The organism is Streptomyces sp. NPDC044002 (assembly GCF_056434525.1).
Genome location: NZ_JBWKEZ010000011.1, coordinates 109,791 through 134,712, shown reverse-complemented (window position 1 = coordinate 134,712; position 24,922 = coordinate 109,791). Strand labels below are relative to the sequence as shown.

The 24,922-nt window shown below is 72.9% G+C and carries 19 protein-coding genes and 1 riboswitch; of the genes, 5 read left to right on the top strand and 14 right to left on the bottom strand.

The features are described from left to right. Positions 1-121 precede the first annotated feature (121 nt). Positions 122-889: an ABC transporter ATP-binding protein gene (locus AC07A6_RS11545; RefSeq protein ID WP_385762965.1), complete on the top strand. Its 768-nt coding sequence runs from the start codon at positions 122-124 to the stop codon at positions 887-889. A 78-nt stretch (positions 890-967) separates the two neighbouring features. Continuing rightward, positions 968-3,517 carry an ABC transporter permease gene (locus tag AC07A6_RS11540; protein ID WP_478776964.1) on the top strand — a complete coding sequence of 850 codons (2,550 nt, stop codon included), beginning with the start codon at positions 968-970 and terminating at the stop codon, positions 3,515-3,517. 97 nt (positions 3,518-3,614) lie between these two features. On the opposite strand, the gene AC07A6_RS11535 is transcribed toward AC07A6_RS11540, so the two are convergent. Then, a complete protein-coding gene (locus AC07A6_RS11535) occupies positions 3,615-5,003 on the bottom strand; it encodes a class I SAM-dependent methyltransferase (RefSeq protein ID WP_478776963.1) in 1,389 nt (462 codons plus the stop codon). 204 nt (positions 5,004-5,207) lie between these two features. Then, positions 5,208-6,593 carry an NAD(P)/FAD-dependent oxidoreductase gene (locus AC07A6_RS11530; protein ID WP_042800997.1) on the bottom strand — a complete coding sequence of 462 codons (1,386 nt, stop codon included), beginning with the start codon at positions 6,591-6,593 and terminating at the stop codon, positions 5,208-5,210. Positions 6,594-7,169: 576 nt separating this feature from the next. Here AC07A6_RS11530 and AC07A6_RS11525 point away from each other — a divergent pair. Then, positions 7,170-7,457 carry a hypothetical protein gene (locus AC07A6_RS11525; protein ID WP_362459069.1) on the top strand — a complete coding sequence of 96 codons (288 nt, stop codon included), beginning with the start codon at positions 7,170-7,172 and terminating at the stop codon, positions 7,455-7,457. 70 nt (positions 7,458-7,527) lie between these two features. Here the strand turns inward: AC07A6_RS11525 and AC07A6_RS11520 are convergent, their stop codons facing one another. The 7 genes from AC07A6_RS11520 to AC07A6_RS11490 form a co-directional block, all read right to left on the bottom strand. Then, positions 7,528-8,469: a Ppx/GppA phosphatase family protein gene (locus tag AC07A6_RS11520; protein ID WP_362459072.1), complete on the bottom strand. Its 942-nt coding sequence runs from the start codon at positions 8,467-8,469 to the stop codon at positions 7,528-7,530. After that, positions 8,466-9,020, bottom strand: coding sequence for a DUF501 domain-containing protein (locus AC07A6_RS11515; RefSeq protein WP_362459075.1), 555 nt, complete (start codon positions 9,018-9,020; stop codon positions 8,466-8,468). Before AC07A6_RS11515 ends, AC07A6_RS11520 begins: the two co-directional genes overlap by 4 nt. Before the next feature lie 51 nt (positions 9,021-9,071). Next, complete coding sequence (locus AC07A6_RS11510; protein ID WP_362459078.1) at positions 9,072-9,560, bottom strand: FtsB family cell division protein; 489 nt, start codon at positions 9,558-9,560, stop codon at positions 9,072-9,074. A 126-nt stretch (positions 9,561-9,686) separates the two neighbouring features. Then, a complete protein-coding gene (eno, locus tag AC07A6_RS11505; RefSeq protein ID WP_362459081.1) occupies positions 9,687-10,973 on the bottom strand; it encodes a phosphopyruvate hydratase in 1,287 nt (428 codons plus the stop codon). Positions 10,974-11,289: 316 nt separating this feature from the next. Further along, positions 11,290-12,036 (bottom strand): transglycosylase family protein, encoded by a 747-nt coding sequence (locus AC07A6_RS11500; RefSeq protein WP_362459084.1) that lies wholly within the window; start codon positions 12,034-12,036, stop codon positions 11,290-11,292. Positions 12,037-12,038: 2 nt separating this feature from the next. Further along, positions 12,039-12,213: riboswitch (cyclic di-AMP (ydaO/yuaA leader) on the bottom strand. A 275-nt stretch (positions 12,214-12,488) separates the two neighbouring features. Then, the gene (locus AC07A6_RS11495; protein ID WP_478776962.1) at positions 12,489-13,538 is read right to left on the bottom strand and encodes a LysM peptidoglycan-binding domain-containing protein; all 1,050 of its coding nucleotides are present in this window, start codon (positions 13,536-13,538) and stop codon (positions 12,489-12,491) included. 127 nt (positions 13,539-13,665) lie between these two features. Continuing rightward, positions 13,666-14,892 (bottom strand): cytochrome P450 family protein, encoded by a 1,227-nt coding sequence (locus AC07A6_RS11490; protein WP_478776980.1) that lies wholly within the window; start codon positions 14,890-14,892, stop codon positions 13,666-13,668. A 197-nt stretch (positions 14,893-15,089) separates the two neighbouring features. On the opposite strand from AC07A6_RS11490, the gene AC07A6_RS11485 reads away from it, so the two are divergent. Next, a complete protein-coding gene (locus tag AC07A6_RS11485) occupies positions 15,090-16,262 on the top strand; it encodes a globin domain-containing protein (RefSeq protein WP_478776961.1) in 1,173 nt (390 codons plus the stop codon). On the opposite strand, the gene AC07A6_RS11480 is transcribed toward AC07A6_RS11485, so the two are convergent. Further along, complete coding sequence (locus tag AC07A6_RS11480) at positions 16,259-17,281, bottom strand: nucleoside triphosphate pyrophosphohydrolase (RefSeq protein WP_478776960.1); 1,023 nt, start codon at positions 17,279-17,281, stop codon at positions 16,259-16,261. The genes AC07A6_RS11485 and AC07A6_RS11480 overlap by 4 nt on opposite strands. Positions 17,282-17,309: 28 nt before the next feature. Next, entirely contained in the window at positions 17,310-17,936 is a 627-nt protein-coding gene (locus AC07A6_RS11475) for a SurA N-terminal domain-containing protein (protein ID WP_362459095.1), read from the bottom strand. Positions 17,937-18,113: 177 nt separating this feature from the next. Between AC07A6_RS11475 and AC07A6_RS11470 the strand changes: the two genes are divergently transcribed. After that, positions 18,114-20,519 (top strand): YfhO family protein, encoded by a 2,406-nt coding sequence (locus AC07A6_RS11470; RefSeq protein WP_478776959.1) that lies wholly within the window; start codon positions 18,114-18,116, stop codon positions 20,517-20,519. A 31-nt stretch (positions 20,520-20,550) separates the two neighbouring features. Here AC07A6_RS11470 and AC07A6_RS11465 read toward each other — a convergent pair whose 3' ends face one another. From AC07A6_RS11465 to AC07A6_RS11455, 3 genes are all read right to left on the bottom strand, one after another. Beyond that, positions 20,551-22,065: a protein kinase domain-containing protein gene (locus AC07A6_RS11465; RefSeq protein WP_478776958.1), complete on the bottom strand. Its 1,515-nt coding sequence runs from the start codon at positions 22,063-22,065 to the stop codon at positions 20,551-20,553. Then, complete coding sequence (locus AC07A6_RS11460; protein WP_362459104.1) at positions 22,062-22,739, bottom strand: hypothetical protein; 678 nt, start codon at positions 22,737-22,739, stop codon at positions 22,062-22,064. Before AC07A6_RS11460 ends, AC07A6_RS11465 begins: the two co-directional genes overlap by 4 nt. Before the next feature lie 106 nt (positions 22,740-22,845). Continuing rightward, the gene (locus AC07A6_RS11455; protein WP_478776957.1) at positions 22,846-24,909 is read right to left on the bottom strand and encodes an N-6 DNA methylase; all 2,064 of its coding nucleotides are present in this window, start codon (positions 24,907-24,909) and stop codon (positions 22,846-22,848) included. Between the last annotated feature and the right edge of the window lie 13 nt (positions 24,910-24,922).

Below are 24,922 nucleotides of genomic sequence, written 5' to 3'. Positions count from 1 at the left end.
GACTCCAGTGGGCCGTCGAACGGGCACCTCGGCTGATCCCCGGCGGGGGTACCCCCGGTGAGGATGGAAAGGTCCCGCCCCAGCGCAGAAACCGTTCGACAGGAGCCCCCACGTGACCGCCATGAACTACGCCCGGCAGCACACCGCACAGGCCGTGGCCGCCCGCGCCACGCAGCTCTCCAAGGTGTACGGCCAGGGCGAGACCCAGGTGGTCGCACTGGACAACGTCTCCGTCGACTTCGGCCAGGGCCAGTTCACCGCGATCATGGGCCCCTCCGGCTCCGGCAAATCCACCCTGATGCACTGCGTCGCCGGCCTGGACACCTTCTCCTCCGGCTCCGTCCGCATCGGCGACACCGAGCTCGGCTCCCTCAAGGACAAGCAGCTGACCCAGCTGCGCCGCGACAAGATCGGCTTCATCTTCCAGGCCTTCAACCTGCTGCCGACCCTGACCGCCCTGGAGAACATCACCCTCCCCATGGACATCGCCGGCCGCAAGCCCGACAAGCAGTGGCTGGACACCGTGGTGGACATGGTCGGCCTCTCCGGCCGCCTCTCCCACCGCCCCACCCAGCTCTCCGGCGGCCAGCAGCAGCGCGTCGCCGTCGCCCGCGCCCTCGCCGCCCGCCCCGAGATCATCTTCGGCGACGAGCCGACCGGAAACCTGGACTCCCGCTCCGGCGCCGAGGTCCTCGGCTTCCTGCGCAACTCGGTCCGCGAGCTCGGCCAGACCGTCGTGATGGTCACCCACGACGCGGTCGCCGCCTCCTACGCGGACCGCGTCATCTTCCTCGCCGACGGCCGCATCGTCGACGAGATGTACGCGCCCACCGCCGACGGCGTGCTCGACCGGATGAAGGCCTTCGACGCCAAGGGCCGCACCAGCTGACCCGGAGCCGGACCGCCCCGCTCCGCGGAGCCCCCGCAGCCCTCCTCACAGACTTCCAGCCCCAGGACTGAGATCCCCATGTTCCGTACCGCCCTGCGCAACGTCCTCGCGCACAAGGCGAGGCTGCTGATGACGGTGCTCGCCGTCACCCTCGGCGTCGCCTTCGTCTCCGGCACCCTCGTCTTCACCGACACCCTCAGCAACGCCCTGTCCGGCCAGTCGGCCAAGAGCTACAGCGGCGTCGCCGTCTCCGTCACCTCGCACGGCCAGGCGCGCGGCGAGGACGGCCAGAAGGAGGGCGACCCCGGCATCAGCCAGCAGACCCTGGAGAAGGTCAAGGCCGTCAAGGGCGTCGCCTCGGTCTCCGGCCGCGTCTCGGGCTTCGCCGGCGTCGGCGACGAGAGCGGCAAGCTGATCGGCTCCGGCTGGGACAACAAGGGCTCCAACTTCGCCCCCGTCAAGGACGGCAAGGACCCCCGCTACACGTTCACCGACGGCACCGGCCCGGTCAGGGACGACCAGGTCGCCCTCGACAAGGAGACCGCCGCCAAGGGCGGCTACAAGACCGGCGACAAGGTCCGCGTCGCCACCAACGGCCCGGTCCGCGAGTTCACCCTCTCCGGCGTCTTCAGCACCGAGGACGGCGCCGTCAACGCCGGCGGCAGCCTGGTCCTCTTCGACACCAAGGTCGCCCAGGAGCTCTACCTCCAGCCCGGCTTCTACGACGAGCTCTCCGTCGCCGCCGCCCCCGGCGCCTCCGCCGACCAGCTCCTCGCCGACATCAAGCCGCTGATCAACGAGAAGAGCGCCAAGGCCCAGACCGGCGCCGCGCTCGCCGCCCAGCAGGCCAAGGACATCGAGAAGGGGATGAGCAGCATGAGCACCATGCTGCTCGCCTTCGCCGGCATCTCCCTCTTCGTCGGCGTCTTCCTGATCTACAACACCTTCACCATGCTGGTCGCCCAGCGCACCAAGGAACTGGCCCTGCTGCGCGCCGTCGGCGCCAACCGCGGCCAGGTCATGCGCTCGGTGCTCACCGAGGCCCTGGTCGTCGGCGCCCTCTCGGCCGCCATCGGCCTGGCCGGCGGCATCGGCCTCGCGGTCGGCATGCGCTCCCTGATGGACACCATCGGCGCCAAGATCCCCGCCGGGGACCTGGTCGTCGCCCCCGGCACGATCATCGCCGCCCTGGTCATCGGCGTCCTCGTCACCACCGTCGCCGCCCTGCTGCCCGCCTGGCGCACCGGCCGGATCGCCCCGGTCGCCGCCATGGGCAGCGCCCACCTGCCGGCCTCCGCCAAGTCCCTCGTCGTCCGCAACGTCATCGGCTCCGTGATCAGCCTCGCGGGCATCGGCATCGTCTTCCTCGGCGTCTCGATGGGCGGCGACGGCCGCATGGTCATCGGCGGCGGCGCGGGCCTCATGCTCATCGGCATGATCGTGCTGCTCCCCCTGCTGTCCCAGCCGGTCATCGCCGCCGTCCGCCCGGCGCTGCAGAAGGTCTTCGGCGTCCCCGGCAAGCTGGCCGCGCAGAACGCCGTGCGCAACCCGCGCCGCACCGCCGTCACCGCCGCCTCCCTGGCGATCGGCCTCACCCTCGTCACCACCATGTCCGTGCTCGGCGTCACCATGGGCAAGGCCATCGACCGGATGAGCACCGACAAGCTCAAGGCCGACTACAAGGTCAGCATGTCCGGCGGCATCGGCAGCCTGGACAAGTCGGTGGCCGAGACCCTGGCCAAGGCCCCGGGCGTCAAGGCGGTCTCCCCGCAGGCCGCCGGCTACTTCAAGATCGGCGAGAGCTTCCGCTCGGCCTCCGGCGTCAACCCGGCCGCCATCGGCCAGGTCCTGAACATCAAGGTCGTCAGCGGCTCCCTGGACAGCCTCGGCAAGGGCGAGGTCGCCGTCGCCGAGAAGACCGCGAAGAAGCAGAACCTGACCGTCGGCTCCGCCCTCCAGGCGCAGTTCGAGGACGGCCAGAAGGCCACCCTGAAGGTCGGCGCGGTCTACGAGGACCTCGACGGGCTGCTGTCCCCGTACGTCCTCGACAACAAGATCCTCGCCGCGCACACGGACCAGCAGTACATCCCCGAGGTCTACGTCAACACCACCGGCGGCCAGTCCAAGGCGAGCCAGCAGGCCGTCATCGACGCCCTCGGCAAGAACCCGGCGATGACCGTCGCCACCCAGCAGGACATGCGCAACGAGATGGGCGGCCTCATCAACACGATGCTGAACATCATGTACGGCCTGCTCGGCATGGCGCTGATCATCTCGGTGCTCGGCGTGGTCAACACCCTGGCGATGTCCGTCTTCGAGCGGACCCAGGAGATCGGCATGCTGCGGGCGATCGGCCTCGACCGGGCCCGGGTCAAGAACATGATCCGCCTGGAGTCCGTGGTCATCTCGCTCTTCGGCGCGGTCCTCGGTGTCGGCATCGGCGTCTTCCTCGCCTGGGCCGTCGGCTCCACCCTCACCAAGTCGGTGCCGAACTACGAACTGGTCCTCCCCTACGACCGGATCGGCGTCTTCCTCCTGCTGGCCGCCGTCGTCGGCGTCCTGGCCGCCATGTGGCCGGCCCGCAGCGCCGCCCGGCTGAACATGCTGACCGCCATCAAGACCGAGTAGCGGTACGGGCGTACGCGCCGCGCGCGCGAAGGACACCGAAGGGCCCCGGGGCAACACGCCCCGGGGCCCTTCCCGTTGCCCTGACGGCAGGGCGGGGCTACGCGGGCCCCGCGCCCCAGACGCGTGCCCGCAGCGGCATCCCCGAGGCCCCTCCGCCCCCGGGGCGCACCGCCAGCACCTGGTTGACCCCGAGGCGGCCGTGCTCGAAGCCCAGCGCGGACGCCGCCATGTACAGCAGCCACACCCGGGCCCGGCCGGGCGAGGTGAGGCGTACGGCCTCGTCCCAGTGCCGCTCCAGGCGGGCCACCCAGGCCCGCAGGGTCAGCGCGTAGTGCTCGCGCAGCGCCTCCACGTCGCGGACCTCGAAGCCGGCCCGCTCCAGCTCGCCGACGGTGGTGCCGATCGGGGAGAGCTCCCCGTCCGGGAAGACGTACGCGTCGATGAACTCGTCGATCTCGTACGCCCGCTCGTCGTGCTCGGGGGGCCGCCCGATCTGGTGGTTGAGCAGCCGGCCGCCGGGGGCCAGCAGGGCGTGCAGTATCCCGGCGTACTCGCGGTAGCGCGCGGAGCCCACGTGCTCGGCCATGCCGATCGAGGAAATGGCGTCGTACGGGCCGTCCTTGACGTCCCGGTAGTCCTGCACCCGGATCTCGACCAGGTCGGTCAGGCCCTCGTCGGCGATCCGCTTGCGGGCGTACGCGGCCTGCTCGCGCGAGAGCGTGATGCCGGTGACGCGCACCCCGTACTCGCGGGCGGCGTGCAGGGCCATGGAGCCCCAGCCGCAGCCGACGTCCAGGAGGCGCTGCCCCGGCTCCAGGGCGAGCTTGCGGCAGACCAGGTCGAGCTTGTCCCGCTGGGCGTCCTCCAGGGTGCCGTCCGCGGTCCAGTAGGCGCACGAGTAGACCATCGAGGGCCCGAGGACCCGCTCGTAGAAGGCGTTGCCCACGTCGTAGTGGTGGCTGATCGCCTCGCTGTCGCGCCGCTTGGAGTGGCGCGGCCCGCCGCTGCGGACGGCCTCCTCCGGCGGCGGCGCGGGCGCCGCCCACGGGCGGGCCAGGGCCACGAGGTCGCGTACGGCGGCCCGTGCGGCCGGGTCGCGCAGCAGCGCGGCGGTCCCGGCGGGGCCGGAGCCGAGCCCGGGCAGGTGCGGGCGCAGGGCGGCGAGCTTGCCCAGCCCCGAACGGGCCGGGACGGGGGCGGGCGCCGGCGCCGGGTGCTCCCGCTCCCACAGCAGGCCGCCCACCCGGTCGAGCAGTTCGAACAGGTCGCCCTCGACGGTGAGGTCCCCGGCGACCCAGGCGCGGGCGAGCCCCAGCTCGCCCGGCTTCCACAGGATCCGGCGCAGGGCGCGCCGGTTTTCGATCACCAGCACGGGGCCGGCGGCCGGGCCGGCCTCACTGCCGTCCCAGGCCCGTATCCGCACGGGCACGGGGGCGCCCAGCAGGGTTTCGGCAATCGCTGCCAGCCGCGGCGCGGCGTCGGTCATCTCAGGCACCTCCAGAAGTTCCGTGGAACGACTTCCCACTTCCCCTCTGGGGCAATCACGACCGGTTTGCCCGCTGGAGCGTCCCTCGACCGGGGCTCCACCGGGCCGTGCCGGACCCCGGGCACGCCGAAGGGGCCGCCCGCACCACGGATGGCGGGCGGCCCCTTCGGGGTCGTGCTCAGGTTCCTGCCGGGCGGGCCCGGGTCAGGAGGCCTTGGCCTTCTCGGCCGGGGCAGCGGCGGCGGCCGGAGCCGGCGCCGGCTTGGCGGCCTCGTAGAACTCCTCGCGCGGGGTCTCCAGTGCTCCGAGGGAGACGACCTCGCGCTTGAGGAACATGCCGAGGGTCCAGTCGGCGAAGACGCGGATCTTGCGGTTCCAGGTCGGCATGGCCATGCCGTGGTAGCCACGGTGCATGTACCAGGCGAGCCGGCCCTTGAGCTTGATCTTCATCTTGCCCATGACGATCATCGCGACACCCTTGTGGAGGCCGAGGCCCGCCACCGCACCCTTGTTGGAGTGCGAGTACTCCTTCTGCGGGAAGCCCCGCATGCCGGAGACCACGTTGTCGCCGAGGACCTTGGCCTGGCGCAGCGCGTGCTGGGCGTTCGGCGGGCACCAGGCGTTCTCGACGCCGGCCTTGCGGGCGGCGACGTCCGGGACCTGGGCGTTGTCGCCCGCGGCCCAGATGTAGTCCGTGCCCTGGACCTGGAGGGTCGGGGCGGTGTCCACGTGGCCGCGCGGGCCCAGCGGCAGGCCGTAGCGGGCCAGCGCCGGGTTCGGCTTGACGCCCGCGGTCCACACGATGGTGTTGGAGTCGACCTCGAGGCCGTTCTTCAGCACCACGTGGCCGTCCACGCAGGAGTCCATGGAGGTGCTGAGGTAGATCTCGATGCCGCGGGACTCGAGGTGCTCCTTGCCCCAGGTGCCGAGCTTGGGCCCGACCTCGGGAAGGATCTTGTCCGCCGCGTCGACCAGGATGAAGCGCATGTCCTCGCGCTTGATCGTGGAGTAGTACTTCACGGCGTCGCGGGCCATGTCCTCGACCTCGCCGATCGTCTCGGCGCCGGCGAAGCCGCCGCCGACGAAGACGAAGGTGAGCGCCTTGCGGCGGACGTTCTCGTCCGTCGTGGACTCGGCCTTGTCGAGCTGCTCGAGGACGTGGTTGCGCAGGCCGATGCCCTCTTCGACGCCCTTCATGCCGATGCCCTGTTCGGCCAGGCCGGGGATCGGGAAGGTGCGGGAGACGGCGCCGAGCGCGATCACCAGGTAGTCGAAGGGCAGCTCGTACGCCTCGCCGACCAGCGGCGTGACGACGGCGACCTTGCGGTCCTGGTCGATGGTGGTGACCCGGCCGGTGAGAACCTCAGCCTTGGGCAGCACGCGTCGCAGCGGGACGACAACGTGCCGAGGCGAGATGTTGCCTGCGGCCACTTCGGGGAGGAAGGGCTGGTAGGTCATGTACGACCGCGGGTCGACGACCGTGACGGTCGCCTCGCCGTAGCGCATCTTCTTCATGATGCGCTTGGCCGCGTACAGACCTACGTACCCACCTCCTACTACGAGGATCCTGGGACGCTCCGTGGTGCTCATGGAATGAGTATCCAGCACCCCAAGGGGTGACGCTCGTGAGCCCCTTCACAAGGTGACACAAGGTCTCTGCTACACTGCGCGGCCCGCGTGACCCAGATCATGGCGCGCAACGGGAACCAACGTATAACGGGAGTCGTTGTTCACCCGGTCTGAACTGGCCTCCAAGGCCCCAACCGGACTGGACCACTGGGTTTCGTCCTTACCTCTGATACGAAACCCGTCGCGGCCGCGCATCGCACAAACAGGTGCCGAAACGGCCCTGCGACCCCCAAGAAGGCCCCGAAGGGCCTCCTCGTTGACCCGGCAGACCCTTTTTCCTTGTGAAGAACTTCACGAACCTCGTTCCCGGAGGGGCTCTTTCGGCCGCTCCAGGGGCCTCCTACGGCCCCCGCACTGCCGCCGCACCGGCCCCCCTCCCCCCGGCCACCAGCCGGCCATCGGGCGGAACACGATGTTCAGCCCCACGACCGCACGACAACCGCTGCACGGCCGCCCGGGAACCGGTCGAGGCCGGGGCCGCCGGAGCGGGTGGCCGGAGCGCGCCGCCGGGCGCCGGGCCGCTCGTACGCTGAGTCCATGATCGAAAAGGACACCCTGGAAGCACGGCTCGCCGAGCTGCGCGCCCTCATGGCCGAGCACATCGGTGCCGCCCTCGCCCACCTCGACGGCATCCAGGACCCGCTGGAGCGCGAGCGCGCGGCGCGCCTGCTGTCGGACGACCTGCTCCCGCACGCCGTGCGCTCCGCGCGGCAGGCCCGGACCGCCGCGGTGCTGGAACTGCGCCACGGGCGGACCCTCAGGGAGGTGGGGGAACTGCTGGGCCTGTCCATACCGAGGGTGGACCAGCTGGCCAGGGGCAAGTAGCGGCCCGGAACGGGCGGGAACGACGAGGGCCCCCGCGGTGCGCGGGGGCCCGTCGCGACACTGCGCCGGATCAGGCCGCGGACCAGGCGATGCCGTCCAGGATGTCGTGCTCGGAGACCACGACCTCGGTGGCGCCGATGCGCTCCATGATCGCGAGCAGGACCAGGGCGCCCGCGCCGATCACGTCGACCCGCCCCGGGTGCATCACGGGGATGGCGGCGCGTTCGGCGTGGGTGGCGGTCAGCATGCGCTCGCTGATCTCGCGCACCTGCTCGTAGGAGATCCGGGAGTGGTGGATCGCCGACGATTCGTACTCGGCCAGGCCGAGCGCGATCGCGGCGACGGTGGTCACCGAGCCCGCGAGGCCCACCAGGGTGCGGGCCTCTGCCAGCGGGACCGTCTCGGCGGCCAGGTCCAGGGCCGCCTCGATGTCGGCCCGCATGGCGGCGATCTGCGCCCCGGTCGGCGGGTCGGTGACCTCGCCGTCCACCACCAGGTGGCGCTCGGTCATCCGGACGCAGCCCACGTCCACCGAGCGGGCCGCCCGTACGTGGTCCTCGCCGACGACGAACTCGGTCGAGCCGCCGCCGATGTCCACCACCAGGAACGGCCGCTCCAGGTGTTCGTGCGCGACGAGCTCCCTGGTGGCGCCGGTGAAGGAGAACTCCGCCTCCTGCTCGCCGGAGATCACCTCGGGCTCGACGCCGAGGATGTCCAGCACGCCCCGGACGAACTCGTCCCGGTTCTCCGCGTCGCGCGAGGCCGAGGTGGCCACGAAACGCACCCGCTCGGCGCCGAACTCCTTGATCACCTCGGCGTACTCGCGGCAGGCCGCGAAGGTGCGCTCCAGCGCCTCCGGGGCCAGCCGGCCGGTCCTGTCCACGCCCTGGCCGAGCCGGACGATCGTCATCCGCCGGTCGAGCTCGACCAGCTCGCCGGTGGCCGGGTCGCAGTCGGCGACCAGGAGGCGGATGGAGTTCGTACCGCAGTCGATGCCCGCGACCCGGGTCACGCGTCCCCCTCCCCGGTCTCCTCTGCCTTCTTCTCCCCGCACGGCGTGACGCAGGCGCCCTTGGCCCACCACTCCGGCAGCATGGCCAGCGCCTCGTCGCCGAACGGGTTCACCCCGGGGCCGGCGGCCAGCGAGTGGCCCACCAGCACGTGCAGGCACTTGACCCGGTCCGGCATGCCGCCGGCGCTCGGGAAGCCCTGGAGCACCTCGATGGCGTCGCGGCGCTGGATGTAGTCCTCGTGCGCCTTCTGGTACGCGGCGGCGAGCTCCGGGTCCTCGGCGAGCCGGGCCTGCATCTCCTTCATGACGCCGTTGGCCTCCAGCGTGCCGATCGCGGAGGCCGCGCGCGGGCACGTCAGGTAGTACAGCGTGGGGAAGGGGGTGCCGTCGGGCAGCCGGGGTGCGGTCTCGACGACGTCCGGCTGGCCGCAGGGGCAGCGGTGCGCGATGGCGCGCAGCCCGCGCGGCGGGCGGCCGAGCTGCTGCTCGAACGCCTCGATGTCCGCGTCGGTCGGCTCGGTCCGGTCGGTCTGGGGCGGGGGCGTCTGCATGCCTGGAGGAAGTCTCTTCGTTCGGTCGTGCGTGATGGGTGGGTCAGTGCGTCATTCGCCGGGGCGGTCGGCCTTGTCGACGCCGTCCCAGACGTTGGAGTACCAGGGGCGGTCGGAACCGTCCTGGCCGCCGCGGCGGTGCTCCGGGGCCGCGGCGCCGGGGTCGGTCATGATGTAGCCGATCTCCCCCGGGCGCAGGAAGTGCAGGTGCTTGCGCGCCTGCTGCTCCGCGTAGGCGGGGTCCTGCCAGCGGGCCTTCTCGTCGCGGAGCTGTTCGAGGCGCTTGCGCGCGGTGTCGGCGGCCCGCTGCTGGTCCGTGATCTCCGAGCGCTGGGAGACGTACTGGCGCATCGGATACGCGAGGGCGACGACCAGCGTACAGAGGACGAGGACCAGCAGTGCCGCGCGGCCGGTGAGCCGGCTGCGGCGGATGTGGCGGCGGGACTGCGAGCGGTAGACGTGGGCCGCGGTCCGCTCGCCGAGCTGCTTGAGCCGGGTCGCCGTCGAGAAGGTGGAGAACCGATCCCGGTTCCCGGCCATGGCCCCGCCTCCCCTGTGCGCGCACTACGCAATACGTCCCCGCACACGGTACGGGACCGAGTGCGGGGACGTACGGAGGCTGGGGCACCAGGGGTGTCCCCCGGGGGCCTTCGCCCTGAGGCGGTGTCAGCCCTTGAAGCGCGGGAAGGCGCTGCGGCCGGCGTACACGGCGGCGTCGTCGAGGATCTCCTCGATGCGCAGCAGCTGGTTGTACTTGGCGACGCGGTCCGAGCGGGCCGGGGCGCCGGTCTTGATCTGACCGCAGTTCACGGCGACGGCGAGGTCGGCGATGGTGACGTCCTCGGTCTCACCGGAGCGGTGCGACATCATGCACTTGAAGCCGTTGCGCTGGGCCATCTCGACGGCGTCGAGGGTCTCGGTCAGCGAACCGATCTGGTTCACCTTCACGAGCAGGGCGTTCGCGGAGCCCTCCTCGATGCCGCGGGCCAGGCGCTCGGGGTTGGTGACGAAGAGGTCGTCGCCGACGATCTGGACCTTGGAGCCCAGGCGGTCGGTGATGGTCTTCCAGCCGGCCCAGTCGTCCTCGAAGAGCGGGTCCTCGATGGAGACGAGCGGGTACGCCTCGACGAGCTCGGCGTAGTAGTCCGTCATCTCGGCGGCCGAGCGGGACTGGCCCTCGAACTCGTACTTGCCGTCCTTGTAGAACTCGGACGCGGCGACGTCGAGCGCGAGCGCGATGTCCTTGCCCGGGGTGTAGCCGGCCTGCTTGATGGCCTCGAGGATGAGGTCGAGCGCGGCACGGTTGGACTCCAGGTTCGGGGCGAAGCCGCCCTCGTCACCGAGACCGGTGGAGAGGCCCTTGGTGTGCAGGACCTTCTTGAGGGTGTGGTAGACCTCGGCACCCCAGCGCAGCGCCTCGGAGAAGGACTCCGCGCCGATCGGGGCGATCATGAACTCCTGGATGTCGACGTTGGAGTCGGCGTGCGACCCACCGTTGAGGATGTTCATCATCGGAACGGGCAGCAGGTGCGCGTTCGGGCCGCCGAGGTAGCGGAACAGCGGCAGGTCCGAGGCCTCGGACGCGGCGTGCGCGACGGCGAGGGAGACGCCGAGGATGGCGTTGGCGCCGAGCGAGCCCTTGTTGTCGGTGGCGTCGAGGTCGAACATGGCCTGGTCGATCAGGCGCTGCTCGGTGGCGTCGTAGCCGACGAGCTCCGGCCCGATCTGCTCGATGACGGCGAGGACGGCCTTCTCCACGCCCTTGCCCATGTAACGGTTGGGGTCACCGTCACGGAGCTCGATGGCCTCGAAGGCACCGGTGGAGGCGCCGGACGGAACGGCAGCACGGCCGGTGCTGCCGTCGTCGAGGCCCACCTCGACCTCGACCGTGGGGTTGCCTCGGGAGTCCAGGATTTCCCGGGCTACGACGACGTCGATGGACGGCACGAGCATCTCCTTCTGGGATGTGACGCTGGGTGTGCGGTGGCGTGTGGGCCGTGGGACGGCCCTGCCGACTAGAGCCTAACCGGCTCCGGGGTGTGGGCTGCCCGACCGCCCGGCTCCTGGGACGAAAAAGGGTCCGAATACCCGTCTTCCGGGACATAGGACCCTTGATTTCGTGCGCATGCGGGGGTGCCGGGCAGCGGAGGCCGGTGCTCCGGTTCCGGAATGCGGTGACCTGCGGACGACACGCCGCCGCCCGGCGCGTGGGGGGATACGCGCCGGGCGGTGGGGATGCTGCGGGGTGCCGCGAGTGTTACGCGGACGTTCAGGCGAGCTTCAGCTTCTGGCCCGGGAAGATCAGGTCGGCGTCGGAGACGGTGTCCTTGTTGAGCTCGAAGAGCTTCTCCCAGCCGCCCTTGACCTTGTTGGCGTCGGCGATGGTGCCGAGGGTGTCGCCTTCCTTGACCGTGTAGGTGCCACCGGTGGCCGGGGTGCCGGTCGACGGCTTCGACGGCTTCGACGGCGTCCAGTTGCCGGCACCGGAGCCGGAGCCCTTGGTCTCGGTCTCGGTCTTCGGCGTGGACGGCTTGGCCGGGGCGGGCTTCGCCGGGGCCGGCTTGGCCGGAGCGGGCTTGGCCGGGGCCGGCTTCGTCTCGGGCTTCGGCTTGGCCGGGGTGGTCGAACCGCCGCCGTTGTACGAGGAGTTGGACAGGCCGACGCCGCAGTGCGGCCAGGCGCCCTTGCCCTGGCCCTTGAGGACCTTCTCGGCGATGGCTATCTGCTGGCCCTTGGTGGCCTGGTTGGCCTGCGAGGCGTACGCCTTGCCGCCGTACGCGGCCCACGTGGAGGCGGAGAACTGCAGACCGCCGTAGTAGCCGTTGCCGGTGTTGATGGACCAGTTGCCGCCGGACTCGCAGGCGGCGACCTTGTCCCACTCGGCCGCGGTGGCGGCGCTGGCGGTACCGGCGGCCATCAGCGGGGCCGCGACGGCGACACCGGCGACACCGGCGAGCGTGACGATGCGGACGGCCTTGGAGCCGCGGCGGTGCTTGCCCTTGCCGGAAAGCAGCATGGATCTCTCCTCACCGACGCCTTCGAGGTGAGCTGTCGGGTTCGGGCGGATGAGTTGCCCGGTCACGCGGATTGCGGCGCGTGTCTTCACCCCTAGCCGGTACGCGGACCGTCTCTCAACGGCCTTTCCCGGCGCCTACCTTGGTTCCCCCGCTCCTGCCTTCGGCGCTTGCGCGACGACTGTTCCCTCCGTCCGCCGGCAGGATTCGGCGATGCGGTCGAAGGAGCCCGCGGTGGCGAGCGATTCAGAAGGTAGACAGGTCTCTCCCCGATGTTCAACGTGCGATTTTGGGGAGAAACCGGCCTACTTGCCACTCTCGGAAGCACGTTTGTGCAGGTGAGAGGGGGGTTTGCAACAGTTCCGGAACGAGACACGCCAGTTGTCCGGAAGAGATGCATGTCTCATTTGGCGATAACGGACATTCAACTCTTAATGGATGTCCGAACTGCCCCCTATTTCTTGGTTAGATCCAGGTTCTGCCCGGGCTTGATGAGGTCCGCGTCCCCACCGATGACCTGCTCGTTGGCCTTGTAGAGCTCGCCCCAACCGCCCTTGACGCCCTTGGCCTTCGCGATGTCCGAAAGGCTGTCACCCGGCTTCACGGTGTAGACGGGCTCCGCGGCGGGCGCTGACGCCGTGCCAGGCGCCGCCGGCACCTCGACGGCGGCCGGGCCGCGGTGCTTGCCCGAGCCGTCGGCCGCCCCGGCGGACGGGGTGCCCGTCGGGTCGCCCGGGGTGGCCGGGGCGGTGGGCGTGGCGCCCGGGGCGGGAGTGGCGCCCGGGGTGGCCGGGGCCGTCGGGGTGGCGCCCGGAGTGGTCGGGGTGCCCGGCGCCGTGGGCGTGGGCGTGCCCGGGGTGGGGGTGCCCGGCGTGGGCGTGGCGGGGTTGGTGGGCTGGACCGTGAAGTCCGGCTCGGGCATGACGGGCAGTCCGCTGGAGGGGCCCAGCGGGTAGTCCGGGAGCCCGCTCGGGTTGGACGACGCGCCCGGCGCCGGGGTCGGGGCCCCGAAGTCCGTGGACGGCTTGCCCTTGCCCGTCTTCGGCACCGAGTCGTCGGGCCGGGTCGGGGTGGGCGCGACGGGCCCGGGGTTCAGCTTGTCGCCCGGGTCCACCTCGGGCGCGGGGCCCTGCTGGGTCAGCCCGGCCGAGGCGGAGCACAGCGGCCACGCCTGGGGGCCCTGGGAGGCCAGCACCCGCTCGGCGACCGCGATCTGCTGGGAGCGGCTGGCGAGGTCGGGGCGCTCCGCGTACGCGAGTCCGCCGGCGTTGCGCCACTGCTCCAGGGTGAACTGCAGGCCGCCGTAGGCGCCGCTGCCGGAGTTCGCGCTCCAGGTGCCGCCGCTCTCGCAGTCGGCGACCTTGTCCCACGTGGCGGTGTCGGCCGCGTTCGCACCTGTGGCGGCGAGCAGCGGCATGGCCAGCGCGGAGCCTGTGACTCCTGCGGTGACGACGATCGCGGGTACCTGGCGGGGGCGTCTGTGGCGGCCGTTCCCGGGAAGCATGAGACTGCACCTTTCGCATAACGGCGGGGTAACGGCAGAACCTAGCCGCCTTCGAACGGATGTCACAAGTTCGACGGTGGACCTATGTAGGAACTGACTTCCGGTCAGTCCGGCTTCCCCCGCGCCCTCAACCGTTCGGGACTGTGAAGCGGACGGGGAGGGTGCGCAGGCCCCTCATGATGAGCCCGCCGCGCCAGCGCAGGTCCGTAGGGGGAATCGCAAGTTCCAGATCCGGCAGACGCTTCAGCAAAGTTCCGAGCGCCGTCTGCCCTTCGAGACGGGCCAGCGGAGCGCCGAGGCAGTAGTGGATCCCGTGGCCGTATCCGAGGTGCTGGTTGTCACTCCGGGAGAGGTCCAGGGTGTCCGGTTCGGCGAACCGCTCCGGGTCGCGGTCGGCCGCCGCGAGGACCACCAGCACGGGGTCCCCCGCCGCGATGTCCTGCCCGCCGAGGGTCAGCGGCCGGGTGGCGAACCGCCAGGTGGCGAGCTCCACGGGGCCGTCGTAGCGCAGCAGTTCCTCGACGCCGGTCTCCAGCAACGCGCTCTCCCCGGCCGCGAGGGAGGCCTGGAGGCGCTCGCGCTGGTCCGGGTTCATGAAGAGGGAGTGGATGCCGTTGCCGATGAGGTTGACGGTCGTCTCGAAGCCGGCGAAGAGCAGGATGAAGGCCATCGCGGTGGCCTCCGCCTCCGTCAGGTGGTCTCCGTGGTCACTTGCCCGGATCAGATCGGAGATGAGGTCATTGCCCAGATCATCCCGCTTGCGGTGGATGAGTTCCCCGAGATAGGTACGCATCTGCTTCACCGAGCGGGCGACGCCGCCGCGCGGGCCGCCACCGTGCCGGATCATCATCCCGGCCCAGTCGCGGAAGTCGTCCTGGTCCTCCCGCGGTACGCCGAGCATCTCGCAGATGGCGTAGATGGGGAGCGGGAACGCGAACTCGTGGATGAGGTCCGCCTCCCCCTTCTCCATGAACTGATCGATGAGGTGGTCGGTCAGCTCCTGCACCCGCGGAGTGAACTCGGCCACACGGCGCGGGGTGAACGCCTTCGACACCAGCCGCCGCAGCCGGGTGTGGTCCGGCGGGTCGATGTTCAGCAGGTGCGTCATCAGCTCCGCCTTGCGCTCCCCCGGGATCCCGGTCTTGCCCTTGGCGTGCGCCGGCTCCGCGTGGTGCGCCGGGTTCTTGCTCAGCCGCTGGTCCGCGAGGGCCTGGCGGGCGTCGGCGTACCGCGTCACCAGCCAGGCCTCCACCCCGCTGGGGAGCCTGGTGCGGTGCACCGGGGAGTGCTCGCGCAGCCAGGCGTAGGCCGGATACGGGTCGGTCGCGAACTCCCAGTCGAAGAGCACCGGCATCTCGGGGAGGGACGGGTCGGGCTGGGCGGCGGAGGTCTGATCGTGCACCCGTCGACCGTATCCCGGCTCGCCACCGGCCATCCCTTATGGCCGCTTCGTCGCGGCTGTCCGCAGATCGGACATCACTTGACGTCAGGTTCTGCGACATTCCTACTTTCGGTTCTGTGGATGTGAGGATCTTGAAAAGCAGTTTCGCGGTGGTGGAGAGAAGGGCCGAGCACGCGGTCAAGTACTTCTACTCCCACCTCTTCTGGCACAACCCCGGACTCCGCGGACTCTTCCCGTCCTCCGCCGAGGACATGGAACGCCAGCGCGACCGGCTCTTCGCCGCGCTCACCCACGTCGTCGCCCACCTGGAGAGCGGGACCCTCGTCCCCTATCTACGCGACCTCGGACGCGACCACCGCAAGTTCCTCGTCGGCCCCGAGCACTACGCGGCCGTCGGCACCAGCCTGGTCGCCGCCCTCGCCCAGACCTCCGGCGACGCCTGGACCCCGGCCGTCGAGAAGGCCTGGTACGAGGCCTACCAGGTCATCGCCGACACCATGACGGCCGGCGCCGCCGACAGCGACGAACCCCCCTGGTGGGAGGCCGAGGTGGTACGCCACCTCCAGTACGGCGAGGACATCGGCGTACTGACCCTCGCACCGCGCACCCCGCTGCCCTACAGGCCCGGCCAGTACGTCAGCGTGAGCAGCGCCCGCGTCCCGACCACCTGGCGCACCTACTCCCTCGCCAACGCCCCCCGCCCCGACGGCACCGTCGACCTGCACGTCAGCCGCATCGACGGCGGCCGCCTCAGCACCGCCCTGGTCCGCGACGTCCTGCCCGGCGAGGTCCTGCGCCTCGGCGCCCCCGGCGGACGGCTCACCCTGCGCCGCGAGGACCGCCCCCTCACCCTCATCGCCGCCGGCACCGGCTGGGCGCCGGTCCGGGCCCTGCTGGAGGAACTCCTCCAGCACCCGCCCGGCCACGACGTACGCCTCTTCGTCGTCGCACGGGACGCCGCACACCTCTACGACCGGCCCCTGATCGACCGGCACGCCGCCGCCTGCCGCTGGCTCGGCGTCACCTACATCACCCCCGCCCCCGGGCAGCACCGCAACCAGGCCACCGACCGGCTGGCGACCGCCCTCGGCAACCGCGCCCTGTGGCGGGAACAGGACGTCTACCTCAGCGGGCCGGCCCTGTTCGTCGAGGAGACCTCGCACCTCCTCCTGGAACTCGGAGCCCGGCCCGACCGCCTCTTCCACGACGCCGTCCCCGTCGCCGGCTCCCAGCGCACCCGCCCGCTGGGCTTCGGCGAGTGGTTCCTGCACCGGCCGTCCCCGCACTGGCACAACCCCTCGGCCCGCGCCCCGCGCGACTAACCGGCGTCTTCGACGCCCTCGGCCGCCCGGATCGCGTCCCGGTAGACGCGGGCCGCCGCGCGCAGCGCCGTCTCCGGGTCGGTCCCCGACGCCTCGGCACGGGCCGCCAGCTCCAGCAGCTCGTACCCGATGCCCTCGCCCCGGGGCAGCTCCACGGCCACCCCGCCCGTACGCGCCCGCCCGGCGAGCTTGGCCGCCAGCGCCAGCCCCGGCTGGCCCAGCGGGATCCCGTCGGTGACCGAGTCCCGCTGCTTCTCCACCGCCTTGGTGGCCTGCCAGTGGGCGCTGACGTCCTCCGGGGACTCGGCCGTGGCGTCCCCGAACACATGGGGGTGGCGCCGGATCAGCTTGTCGACCAGGTCACCGGCGACGTCGTCGATGGAGAAGGCCTCCGCCCCATCCCCGTCTTCGCCGCCGGCCGCCTCCTCGGCGATCCGCGCGTGGAAGACCACCTGGAGCAGCACGTCGCCCAGCTCCTCGCGCAGCGCGTCCCGGTCGCCGTCCTCGATCGCCTCGACCAGCTCGTACGCCTCCTCGATGGCGTACTTCACCAGCCCCTCGTGGGTCTGCCGCGAGGTCCACGGGCACTCCCGCCGCACCCGGTCCATGACCTGCACCAGGTCCAGCAGCCGCGCCCCCGGCAGGTCGTACGAGCCGGGCAGCAGCTCCAGGTCGGGCATGGCGACCCGGCCCGACCCGGCCAGCCTGGCCAGCCCGTCCGTCAGCCGCTGGTCACCCTCCCCGGACGGCAGCACCACGACCGTCCGGCCACCGGCACACGCCGCGACGAGCTCGTGCGCGTCCGGGCTCCCCTGCTCCACCTCGACCCCCGCCTCGCGCAGGTACGGCAGCTGCGGGTGGCCCGGGTCGGCGCACAGCACCCGGTCCGCGGCGTGCAGGGTCTGCCAGGCCGGCCAGGACAGCAGCCCCGGTGCGACCCGGTGGCTGGCGGTCAGCAGGACGATCCGGCCCGTGGGCTCGGCGGGAGCGGCGGCGGAGGAGGCAGGGGTGTCGTTCACCCCCCGAACCTACCTCCGCCCGCCGCCCTCAGGCTCCGGCGGGTGCCGCCTGCTCGGGACGGGTCCGCTGGGTGATCCACGGCGTCTCCTGGTCCCCCAGCAGGATCTGCTGCGCGTCCCAGTGCCCGTAGCGCGGGTTGACCTCGATGTGCAGCGCCTTCGCCGCCTCGCCCAGCTTGGCCAGCGCCTTGTCCTGGCTGCCGTAGTGCGCGAAGAGCTTGTCCCGCAGCAGCTTGAAACGGGTGTCCGCCTCGATCTGCCCCGGCGCCAGCTGCGCCTGCTGCAGCGCCGCGTCCCGCAGCGCCGCCTCCCCGCCCAGCTGCTCCAGCTGCGCCTTGCGGACGTCCTGGACCTCCTTCGGGCTCACGCTCAGCCCGGCGTCCGCCGCGGCCCGCTCCAGGACGGCGCTCTGGATCATCTTGTTCAGCTTCAGCCGCTCCAGCCCGGCGGTCGCGCCGATCAGCTGCGCACCCTGCTCGGACTTGTTCTGCGCGGCGCGCACGTCGCCGACCTGGGCCTGGAGCGCCGAGGTGGTGATGCGCTCACCCCCGACGACGGCGGCCGTACCGGGCCGGGTCTCCCCGGAACACGCGGTCAGCAGGGGGGCCGCCGCGAGCAGGACGGCGGAGACGGAGAGCGCAGTGCGACGGTGCAAAAGAGCCTCCAGGGCCGGGAGATTGTGCTTCGGTGCACAAGGGCCTTGCGGTGATCGATGGTATGCAGTCAGGGTGGCCCGAGCCACCGGTTCGACCAACGATTCCGGTGGTGTTGGGCTACGAATTCACCCCCCGGTCACCGCGGAGTCCTCCGTTCCTGAGATCGTCGGTGCACCATGCCGACATCTCAGCTCGCCCAGCGTCAGACTCCGCAGCGGCCCGCGACACAGGTCCCGCACGGGTCCGGGCGGCGGGCGGGAGTCCTCGGGGCGGTGTTCGCCGCCGTCGTCACCGCCGTCGCCGTGTGCGGTGGGGACGCCGTCGCGCGGGTGTTCCCGTACGGGAGCCGCCATCGCAGCGTCAACGACCTCGGCAACCAGTTCGTGCCGTTCCACGCGCACCTGTGGGACCTGCTGCACGGGCGGGCCGAGGGCGGGCTGCTGTTCAACTGGCAGTCCGGGTACGGGACCAGCTTCCTGCCCGATCTGGGGACCTACCTGACGAGTCCCTTCGCCGTGCTGGTGGCGCTGTTCCCGCGCGAGGACATCGACCTCGCGGTGTACGTGGTGACCGTGCTGAAGATGACGGCCGCCGCGGCCGCGATGGCCTGGCTGCTGCGGACCCAGCGGCGCGGGCCGTGGTGGGCGGCGGGGCTGCTGGGGGCCTCGTACGCGCTGTGCGGGTGGTCGGTGATCGAGGCCGCGTACAACCCGATGTGGCTGGACGGGCTCGTCGCCTTCCCGCTGCTGTGCCTGACCGGCGAGTGGGCGCTGCGCGGGCGGCGGCCGGTGCTCGGGGTGCTGGTCGTCGCGGTGGGGTGGACCGCCAACTTCTACACCGCGTACATGGCCACGCTCGGCGCGGCGCTGGTGCTGGTGGTGCGGGTGGTGCTGACCCGGGAGGGGGCGCGCGAGCGGGCCCTGGTGGTCGGGCGGGCGGCGGTGACGACCCTGCTGGGGATCGGGCTGTCGGCGCCGGTGCTGGTGCCGCTGTTCCTCAGTACGAAGCAGGCCTACCCGGGCTGGTCCAAGGAGTTCGGGCCGGTGCCGTGGTCCGACTTCTTCGCCCGGCTGCTGCCGGCCACGTACTCCTTCAACTCCCCCGCCGTGTTCGTCGGCACCGGGACCCTGCTGCTGGTGGCGGCGCTGCCGTTCCACCGGGCGCTGGCGGCCCGGACCCGCTGCTGGTGGGCGGGGCTGGTGGTGGCGGTGGCGCTGTCCCTGCAGTGGGAGCCGACGCATCTGCTGTGGCACCTCTTCGCCACCCCGAACGGCAGCGCGTACCGGCAGACGTTCGTGCTGGCCGGCATCGCGGTGATCGCCGCCTGGACGGGCCTCGCCGCGGGCGTGCCCGGGGTGCGGGCGCTCGCCGCGGGGGCCGGGCTGCTGACGGCGGCCGCGCTGTGGGCGGCCGGCAGCGCCCTGGTGACGACGTGGGGGTACGCGCTGTTCGCGGGCGGGCTGCTGCTGGGCGCCGCGGCCTGGCGGGCGCTGGGCCGGCGGCGGCTGCGTCCGGCCGCCGCGGGGCTGCTCGCGGCGGTGCTGGTGGCGCAGGCCGCGGCGGCGACGGCGTACGGGCACAAGGGCAAGCTGGCCGGGCTGGACGACTACCCGTCCTGGAACCGGGCGCACACCGCGCGCGCCCGCGCCCTGGCGGGGGCGGAGGGCTGGCCGGCGTACCGGACGGACGCGGGCCGGCCGGCGCTGTCGGGCAACGACCCGCTGCTGCTGGGCGGTGAGGGCGGCGCGTACTACAGCAGCCACACCCCGGACGTGTTCACGCGCACGATGACGGCGCTCGGCGCGGGTTCGACCTCGCGCGGGCGCAGCGTGCAGAGCCTGGACAACCCGGTGACGGACGCGCTGTTCGCGGTGGGGGCCCGGCTGAAGCCGGACGGCTCGGTCGCCCGCGCCGCGGCCCTGCCGCTGGTCACCGTCCAGTCGGCGCAGGTGCCCGGGGCGTACGGGGAGTCGCCGTTCGCCAACCAGGAGCTGCTGCTGGGCGCGAAGGTGTACGAGGACCCGGTCGCGCCCGGGGTCTGCCGGGCGGGGACGGAGGCGTTCCTGTGGGCGCCGGAGTACAACGCGACGGCCCGGCTGGCGGGCGGGCGCCCCTTCAAGCTGAACGGGAACCCGCCGAAGAACCGGGCGGCGCTCCAGTCGCTCGGGCTCTCGCGCGGCCCCGCCTCGAAGCTGGTCTTCGACCGCCCGGCCCCCGCCCGGTGGGCGCTGTCCTGCCTGGACGGCACCCGGCTGGGCGCGGCGGTGGCCGGGCTGCGGGCGAAGGCGGCCACCGGCGTGCGGGTCACCTCGTCGGGGCTGACCGCCACCCTGCCCCCGGGCAGCACGGGCACGGCGGTGGTGTCGGTGCCGGCCATCGCGGGCTGGAGCTGCGACGGCCGCCCGGGGCGATCCCGCCTCGGTCTGCTCGCCGTCCCGCTGGACGGCCGCACCACCACGGTGACCTGCGAGTTCAGCCCGCCGGGGCTGCCGGCCGGAGCAGCCGTGGCGGGGGTGTCCGTACTCGCGCTGGCCGGGATGGCGCTGCGGCGCCGTCAGCGGGGCGCGGGCGCGGGGGCGTAGACCCGGGCGGGCGGCCGCCGCCGGGGCCGGGTCACCGCACCTGGCCCAGCCATTGCAGGGTGCGCCGGATCTCCACCGGGAGGGGGTGGGCGGGGCCGTGGACGCGGTCGGCGTCGTAGAGGAGGCGGACCAGGGTGTCGTGGGCGGCGGGGCGGTCGCCGAGGGAGAGCAGCAGGTGCGCTATCCGCCGGCGGACCTCCAGCGGCAGGCCGGGGTCCGGGTTGGCGTAGTGGTTCTCGAACAGGGGCAGCAGCGAGCGGTACTCCGCGAGGGCCGCCGCGGGTTCGCCGAGCTGCTCCAGGCACTGGGCGGCGTCGTAGCGGAAGCGCAGCGACTGGGGGTCCCCGGCGGGGAACTGGTCGGCGAGGCGCCGTAGTTCGGGCAGGGCTCGGCGGTACTGGCCGTCGTCCATGAGGGTGGCGGCGTACTGCTTGCGCAGGCTGCGGACCACCGGGGAGTGCTCGCCGTGCTCGGCGGCGGCCGCGGGGAGGATGTCGCCGAGGATGTCCACGGCCTGGGTGAGCCGGCCCTGGTCCAGGAGCTTGCGGGCCTCGTCGACGGCGCCGGGGATGTCGGGGCGGGGCGGCGCCGGGGGTGCGGCCGGGCGCGGGGGCACGGCGGCGGCCCGGTCGGGCCAGGGCGCCTGGGGGCGCAGGAAGGGCCGGGTCGGGTCGAGGGGGCCGGAGGGGTGGCGGCTGCCGGGGGCCGGGAGCAGCGGTACGAGGGCTTCGTAGACCTCCTGGGCGGAGCCGGGGCGGTCCTGGGGGTCCTTGGCGAGGAGGCGCAGCAGGACGGCTTCCAGTTCCGGGGGGATCTCGGGGCGCAGGGGGCGGATGGGGGCCGGGGGTTCGTAGAGGTGGCGGTGGAGGACGCCGAGGGCGGTGGTGCCGGCGAAGGGGACGCCGCCGCTGAGGAGTTCGTACAGCAGCACGCCGAGGGCGTACAGGTCGGTGTAGGGGCCGACGGCGCCGCCCATGGCCTGTTCGGGGGCCATGTAGGCGGGGCTGCCGATGGGTGAGCCGGTGCTGGTGAGGCGGGTGGTGTCGGTGTCCATCACGGAGGCGACGCCGAGGTCGAGGACGAGGACGGTCCCGTCGGGGCGGATCATCACGTTCCGCGGTTTGAGGTCGCGGTGGACGATCGGTACGGCGTGCACGGCGGAGAGCACCGCGCACAGCTGTGCCACCACGGCGACGGCCCAGGGCCAGGGGTAGGGGTCGTGCTCGGCGAGGTGGTCGGCGAGGTCGGAGCCCTCGACGTAGCCCATGACGAGGTAGAGCTCGTCGCCGTCGCTGCCGGCGTCGTGGACGGTGACGAGGCCGGGGTGGTCGACCTGGGCGGTGACGCGGCATTCGCGGACGAAGCGGCGGCGCAGTTCCTCGGCGACGGTGCCGGGGCCGGCGACCTTGTCGGGGCGCAGCAGCTTGACGGCGACGCGGCGGTCGAGGCGGCGGTCGTAGGCGGTCCACACCTGGCCCATGCCGCCCTGGCCGAGGATGGTGGCGAGCTGGTAGCGCTCGCCGATGAGGCGTTCGCGTTCGGTCACCGCTGCGGGTCCTGGAAGGCCGTGGTGTTCGGGTCCTGGTAGGGGCCGCCGGGCTGCGGGGGCCGGGGCGGGTTCTGCTGGCGCAGGAGTTCGCTGAGCTCGTCGAGTTCGGCGCGGACCTGGCCGAGGCGCGGGGGCGTGGCGGGTTGCTGCGGGGGCGCGGGCGGGCGGCCGTCCTGCTGTCCGGCCGGCGGGTAGCCGTAGCCGGGGGTGGTCTGATGCGGGGGCTGCGGCTGGTGGAGGCCGGGCTGCTGGTGCTGGGCGTACGGGGCCTGCGGCGCGGGCGGGTACCAGGGTGCGGGTGCGGGCGCCGGGGCGAGGGCCTTGGCCTCGTGGTGCTTGATGTCGGCGACGAGGTAGTACACGCAGATGGCGAAGCCGGTGAAGATCGAGCCACCGGCGCCGAGGTTGCCCTGCCAGCCGTTCGTCTCCTCCGTCGGGTCGAGCTCGATGAAGGTGATCCACACGACGGACAGCACCAGGCTCAGCACCAGCAGGGCCCAGTCCCGGGACTTGCGGGTGAGGATGGCGAGCCGCAGCATCGAGCCCCAGGCGAAGAATCCGCAGCTGAGGACGGGCAGCGCCGTGAACAGCACGCGCAGCGTCATCGCGGCCCCGGAGAGGGGCCGGTGGCCGTGGGGGCCTTGCTGCGGCGGGATGCCGGGGCCGTGCATCGGTGCTCCTGACGGGCCGTGCGGAAAGGTGACGGCTCGAAGCGTATACAGCGTTTCCGGCCGTTCGTGAGGGGATGGACCCAACCGTTGCAGGGTCGCAGCACGGTCACTCCGGTGTGACGCTGCCGTCCGACAGTCCGTCGTAGAGGCCTTGTACGAGCTGCTCCCCCAGGCGTCCCGCCAGCCTCAGCGCGTCCTCGAACTCGGCGAGGGCCCGGAAGCGGGCCCCGTAGCGCCGCTGTTCCGCGGGGGGCAGCCGGGGCAGCTGGAGCCGGCGCACGTCGAGGCGGGTGGCGGTGGAGGCGTGGCTGCTGGCGCGGCGGGTGTTGGCGGTGCCGCGGAGGAACCCGGCGAGGAACCAGGGGTCGAGGGCGGCCGGGTCGGGGCGCAGCAGCTGGAGGTTGCGGCCGATGACGGCGCCGGCTCCGCTGGCGGGGTCCTCGGTGACGACGCGGGCTGCGGAGAGGGCGCCGACGACGGGGACGACGACGTCGCCGGGTTCGGCGACGAGGGTCTCGATGGTGTCGGGGCCGGGGGTGGCCGCGGTGCCGGAGGGGGCGGTTCCGGCGTAGACGTCGTACTCGGTGAGGACGGTCAGCCCGTCGGTGCCGGTGCCGGTTCCGGCGCGCAGCAGCAGGGCTCCGGCGCGGGCGAGTTCGCCGACGGTGGTCTGCGAGGGGGAGGCGGCCGCGGGCTGGGCGGCGGCCGGGCCGGCGGGGGGCGCGGGCGGCGGGGTGAGCCGGGCGGCGCGGGCGAGGGTGGCGTCGAGCCGGTCGCGTACGGCGGCCAGTTCGGCGGGGCCGCCGCCGGCGGCGGGCGGGGGCAGGTGGCGGGCGGGGGTGAGGTCGACGTCGTCGTCGAGGAGTTCGATGACGGGTACGACGCGGCTGACGCCGGGGGTCTCGGGGGTCGCGCCGGTGCGGTCGTACGCGGTCCAGGCGGCGAGGACGGCGTCGCGTACGTCGGGCCAGGCGGCCCGCGCCTGGGCGGGCCCGTCGGGGTCGAGGCCGGCGGTGTCGAGGAGCAGCAGTCCGGCCGGGGCCGCGGCGGCGGGGGCGGGCTTGCGCAGCACCCACAGCTGGAGCGGGATCCCGTAGGGGGGTGCGGCGCCCGCGGGGAGGGAGACGACGGCCCGCAGGGCGCCGCGGCGCAGCAGGTCGGCGCGGATGCGGCGGCCGGAGCGGCGGGCGGCGGCGGCGGGCGGCATGAGGAGCACGGCGGTGCCGCCCTCGCGCAGACGGGCCAGGGCGTGCTGGATCCAGGCGAGTTCGGATTCGGTGCGGGCGGGGAAGCCGTACTCCCAGCGGGGGTCGTAGGCGAGTTCCTCGTGGCCCCAGTTGCGTTCGTTGAACGGGGGGTGGCAGAGCACGGCGTCGACGGCGGCGTCGGGGAAGGCGTCGGCGCGCAGGCTGTCGGCGGCGGCCGCGCGGATCTGGGCGGAGCCGTGCAGGGCGAGGCGGAGCGCGGCGAGCGCGGCCAGTTCGGGGGAGGCGTCCTGGGCGTGCAGGACGGTGGTGCCGGTGAGGGCGCGCAGCGGGCTGCCGGTGCCGCAGGCGGGGTCGAGGGCGGTGCGGACGCCGGGTCCGGCGAGGCCGGCCATGAGTTCGGCGCAGCCGTCGGGGGTCAGCGTGTACTGGCGGGGGTTGGCCTCCAGGTGGCGGCCGAGGAGGAACTCGAAGGCCTGGCGGGCGCCGAGGCCGGCGGCGAGTTCGGCGACGGCCCGCAGCAGGGTGACGGCTCCGGCGGCGGGGCGCACGGTCACCGGGTGGCCGGGTCCCAGCCGGGCGGTGAGCGCCTCGTCCCGTACGGCGGGCAGCCGCTCGGCGAGCCGGTCGTCGGGGAGGGCGGCGAGCTCCAGCCACCGCGCGGGCCGGTCCCGTACGACGAGCAGTGCGGCGCCGGCTTCGACGAGGGCGGCGACGGCCCCGCCGGGGTGGGCGGTGACCTGCTGCCAGACGCGTTCGCGCAGCGGGACCTCGGCGAGCTTGCCCTGGGCCCGCAGCCACGCCTCGATTTCGGGCAGCGCGAAGGAGGGGCTGGTCTCGGTGCCGCCGACGGGCTTGGGGAAGTCGGGGTGGCGGCGGCGCCAGTTGCTCACGGCGGCCCGGCCGACGCCTGCCAGGCGGGCGATCTCGGCGGCGGTGACCTCGGGGACGTTCTCCTCCAGCATGCCGGGAGCATAC

Coding starts and splice junctions, on each gene's coding strand:
- AC07A6_RS11540 (WP_478776964.1), top strand. CDS start 968: ATGTTCCGTACCGCCCTGCGCAACGTCCTCGCGCACAAGGCGAGGCTG.
- AC07A6_RS11545 (WP_385762965.1), top strand. CDS start 122: ATGAACTACGCCCGGCAGCACACCGCACAGGCCGTGGCCGCCCGCGCC.
- AC07A6_RS11470 (WP_478776959.1), top strand. CDS start 18,114: ATGCCGACATCTCAGCTCGCCCAGCGTCAGACTCCGCAGCGGCCCGCG.
- AC07A6_RS11500 (WP_362459084.1), bottom strand. CDS start 12,036: ATGCTGCTTTCCGGCAAGGGCAAGCACCGCCGCGGCTCCAAGGCCGTC.
- AC07A6_RS11460 (WP_362459104.1), bottom strand. CDS start 22,739: ATGCACGGCCCCGGCATCCCGCCGCAGCAAGGCCCCCACGGCCACCGG.
- AC07A6_RS11535 (WP_478776963.1), bottom strand. CDS start 5,003: ATGACCGACGCCGCGCCGCGGCTGGCAGCGATTGCCGAAACCCTGCTG.
- AC07A6_RS11530 (WP_042800997.1), bottom strand. CDS start 6,593: ATGAGCACCACGGAGCGTCCCAGGATCCTCGTAGTAGGAGGTGGGTAC.
- AC07A6_RS11490 (WP_478776980.1), bottom strand. CDS start 14,892: ATGCCGGTGCTCTTCGACTGGGAGTTCGCGACCGACCCGTATCCGGCC.
- AC07A6_RS11510 (WP_362459078.1), bottom strand. CDS start 9,560: ATGGCCGGGAACCGGGATCGGTTCTCCACCTTCTCGACGGCGACCCGG.
- AC07A6_RS11455 (WP_478776957.1), bottom strand. CDS start 24,909: ATGCTGGAGGAGAACGTCCCCGAGGTCACCGCCGCCGAGATCGCCCGC.
- AC07A6_RS11515 (WP_362459075.1), bottom strand. CDS start 9,020: ATGCAGACGCCCCCGCCCCAGACCGACCGGACCGAGCCGACCGACGCG.
- AC07A6_RS11525 (WP_362459069.1), top strand. CDS start 7,170: ATGATCGAAAAGGACACCCTGGAAGCACGGCTCGCCGAGCTGCGCGCC.
- eno (WP_362459081.1), bottom strand. CDS start 10,973: ATGCTCGTGCCGTCCATCGACGTCGTCGTAGCCCGGGAAATCCTGGAC.
- AC07A6_RS11495 (WP_478776962.1), bottom strand. CDS start 13,538: ATGCTTCCCGGGAACGGCCGCCACAGACGCCCCCGCCAGGTACCCGCG.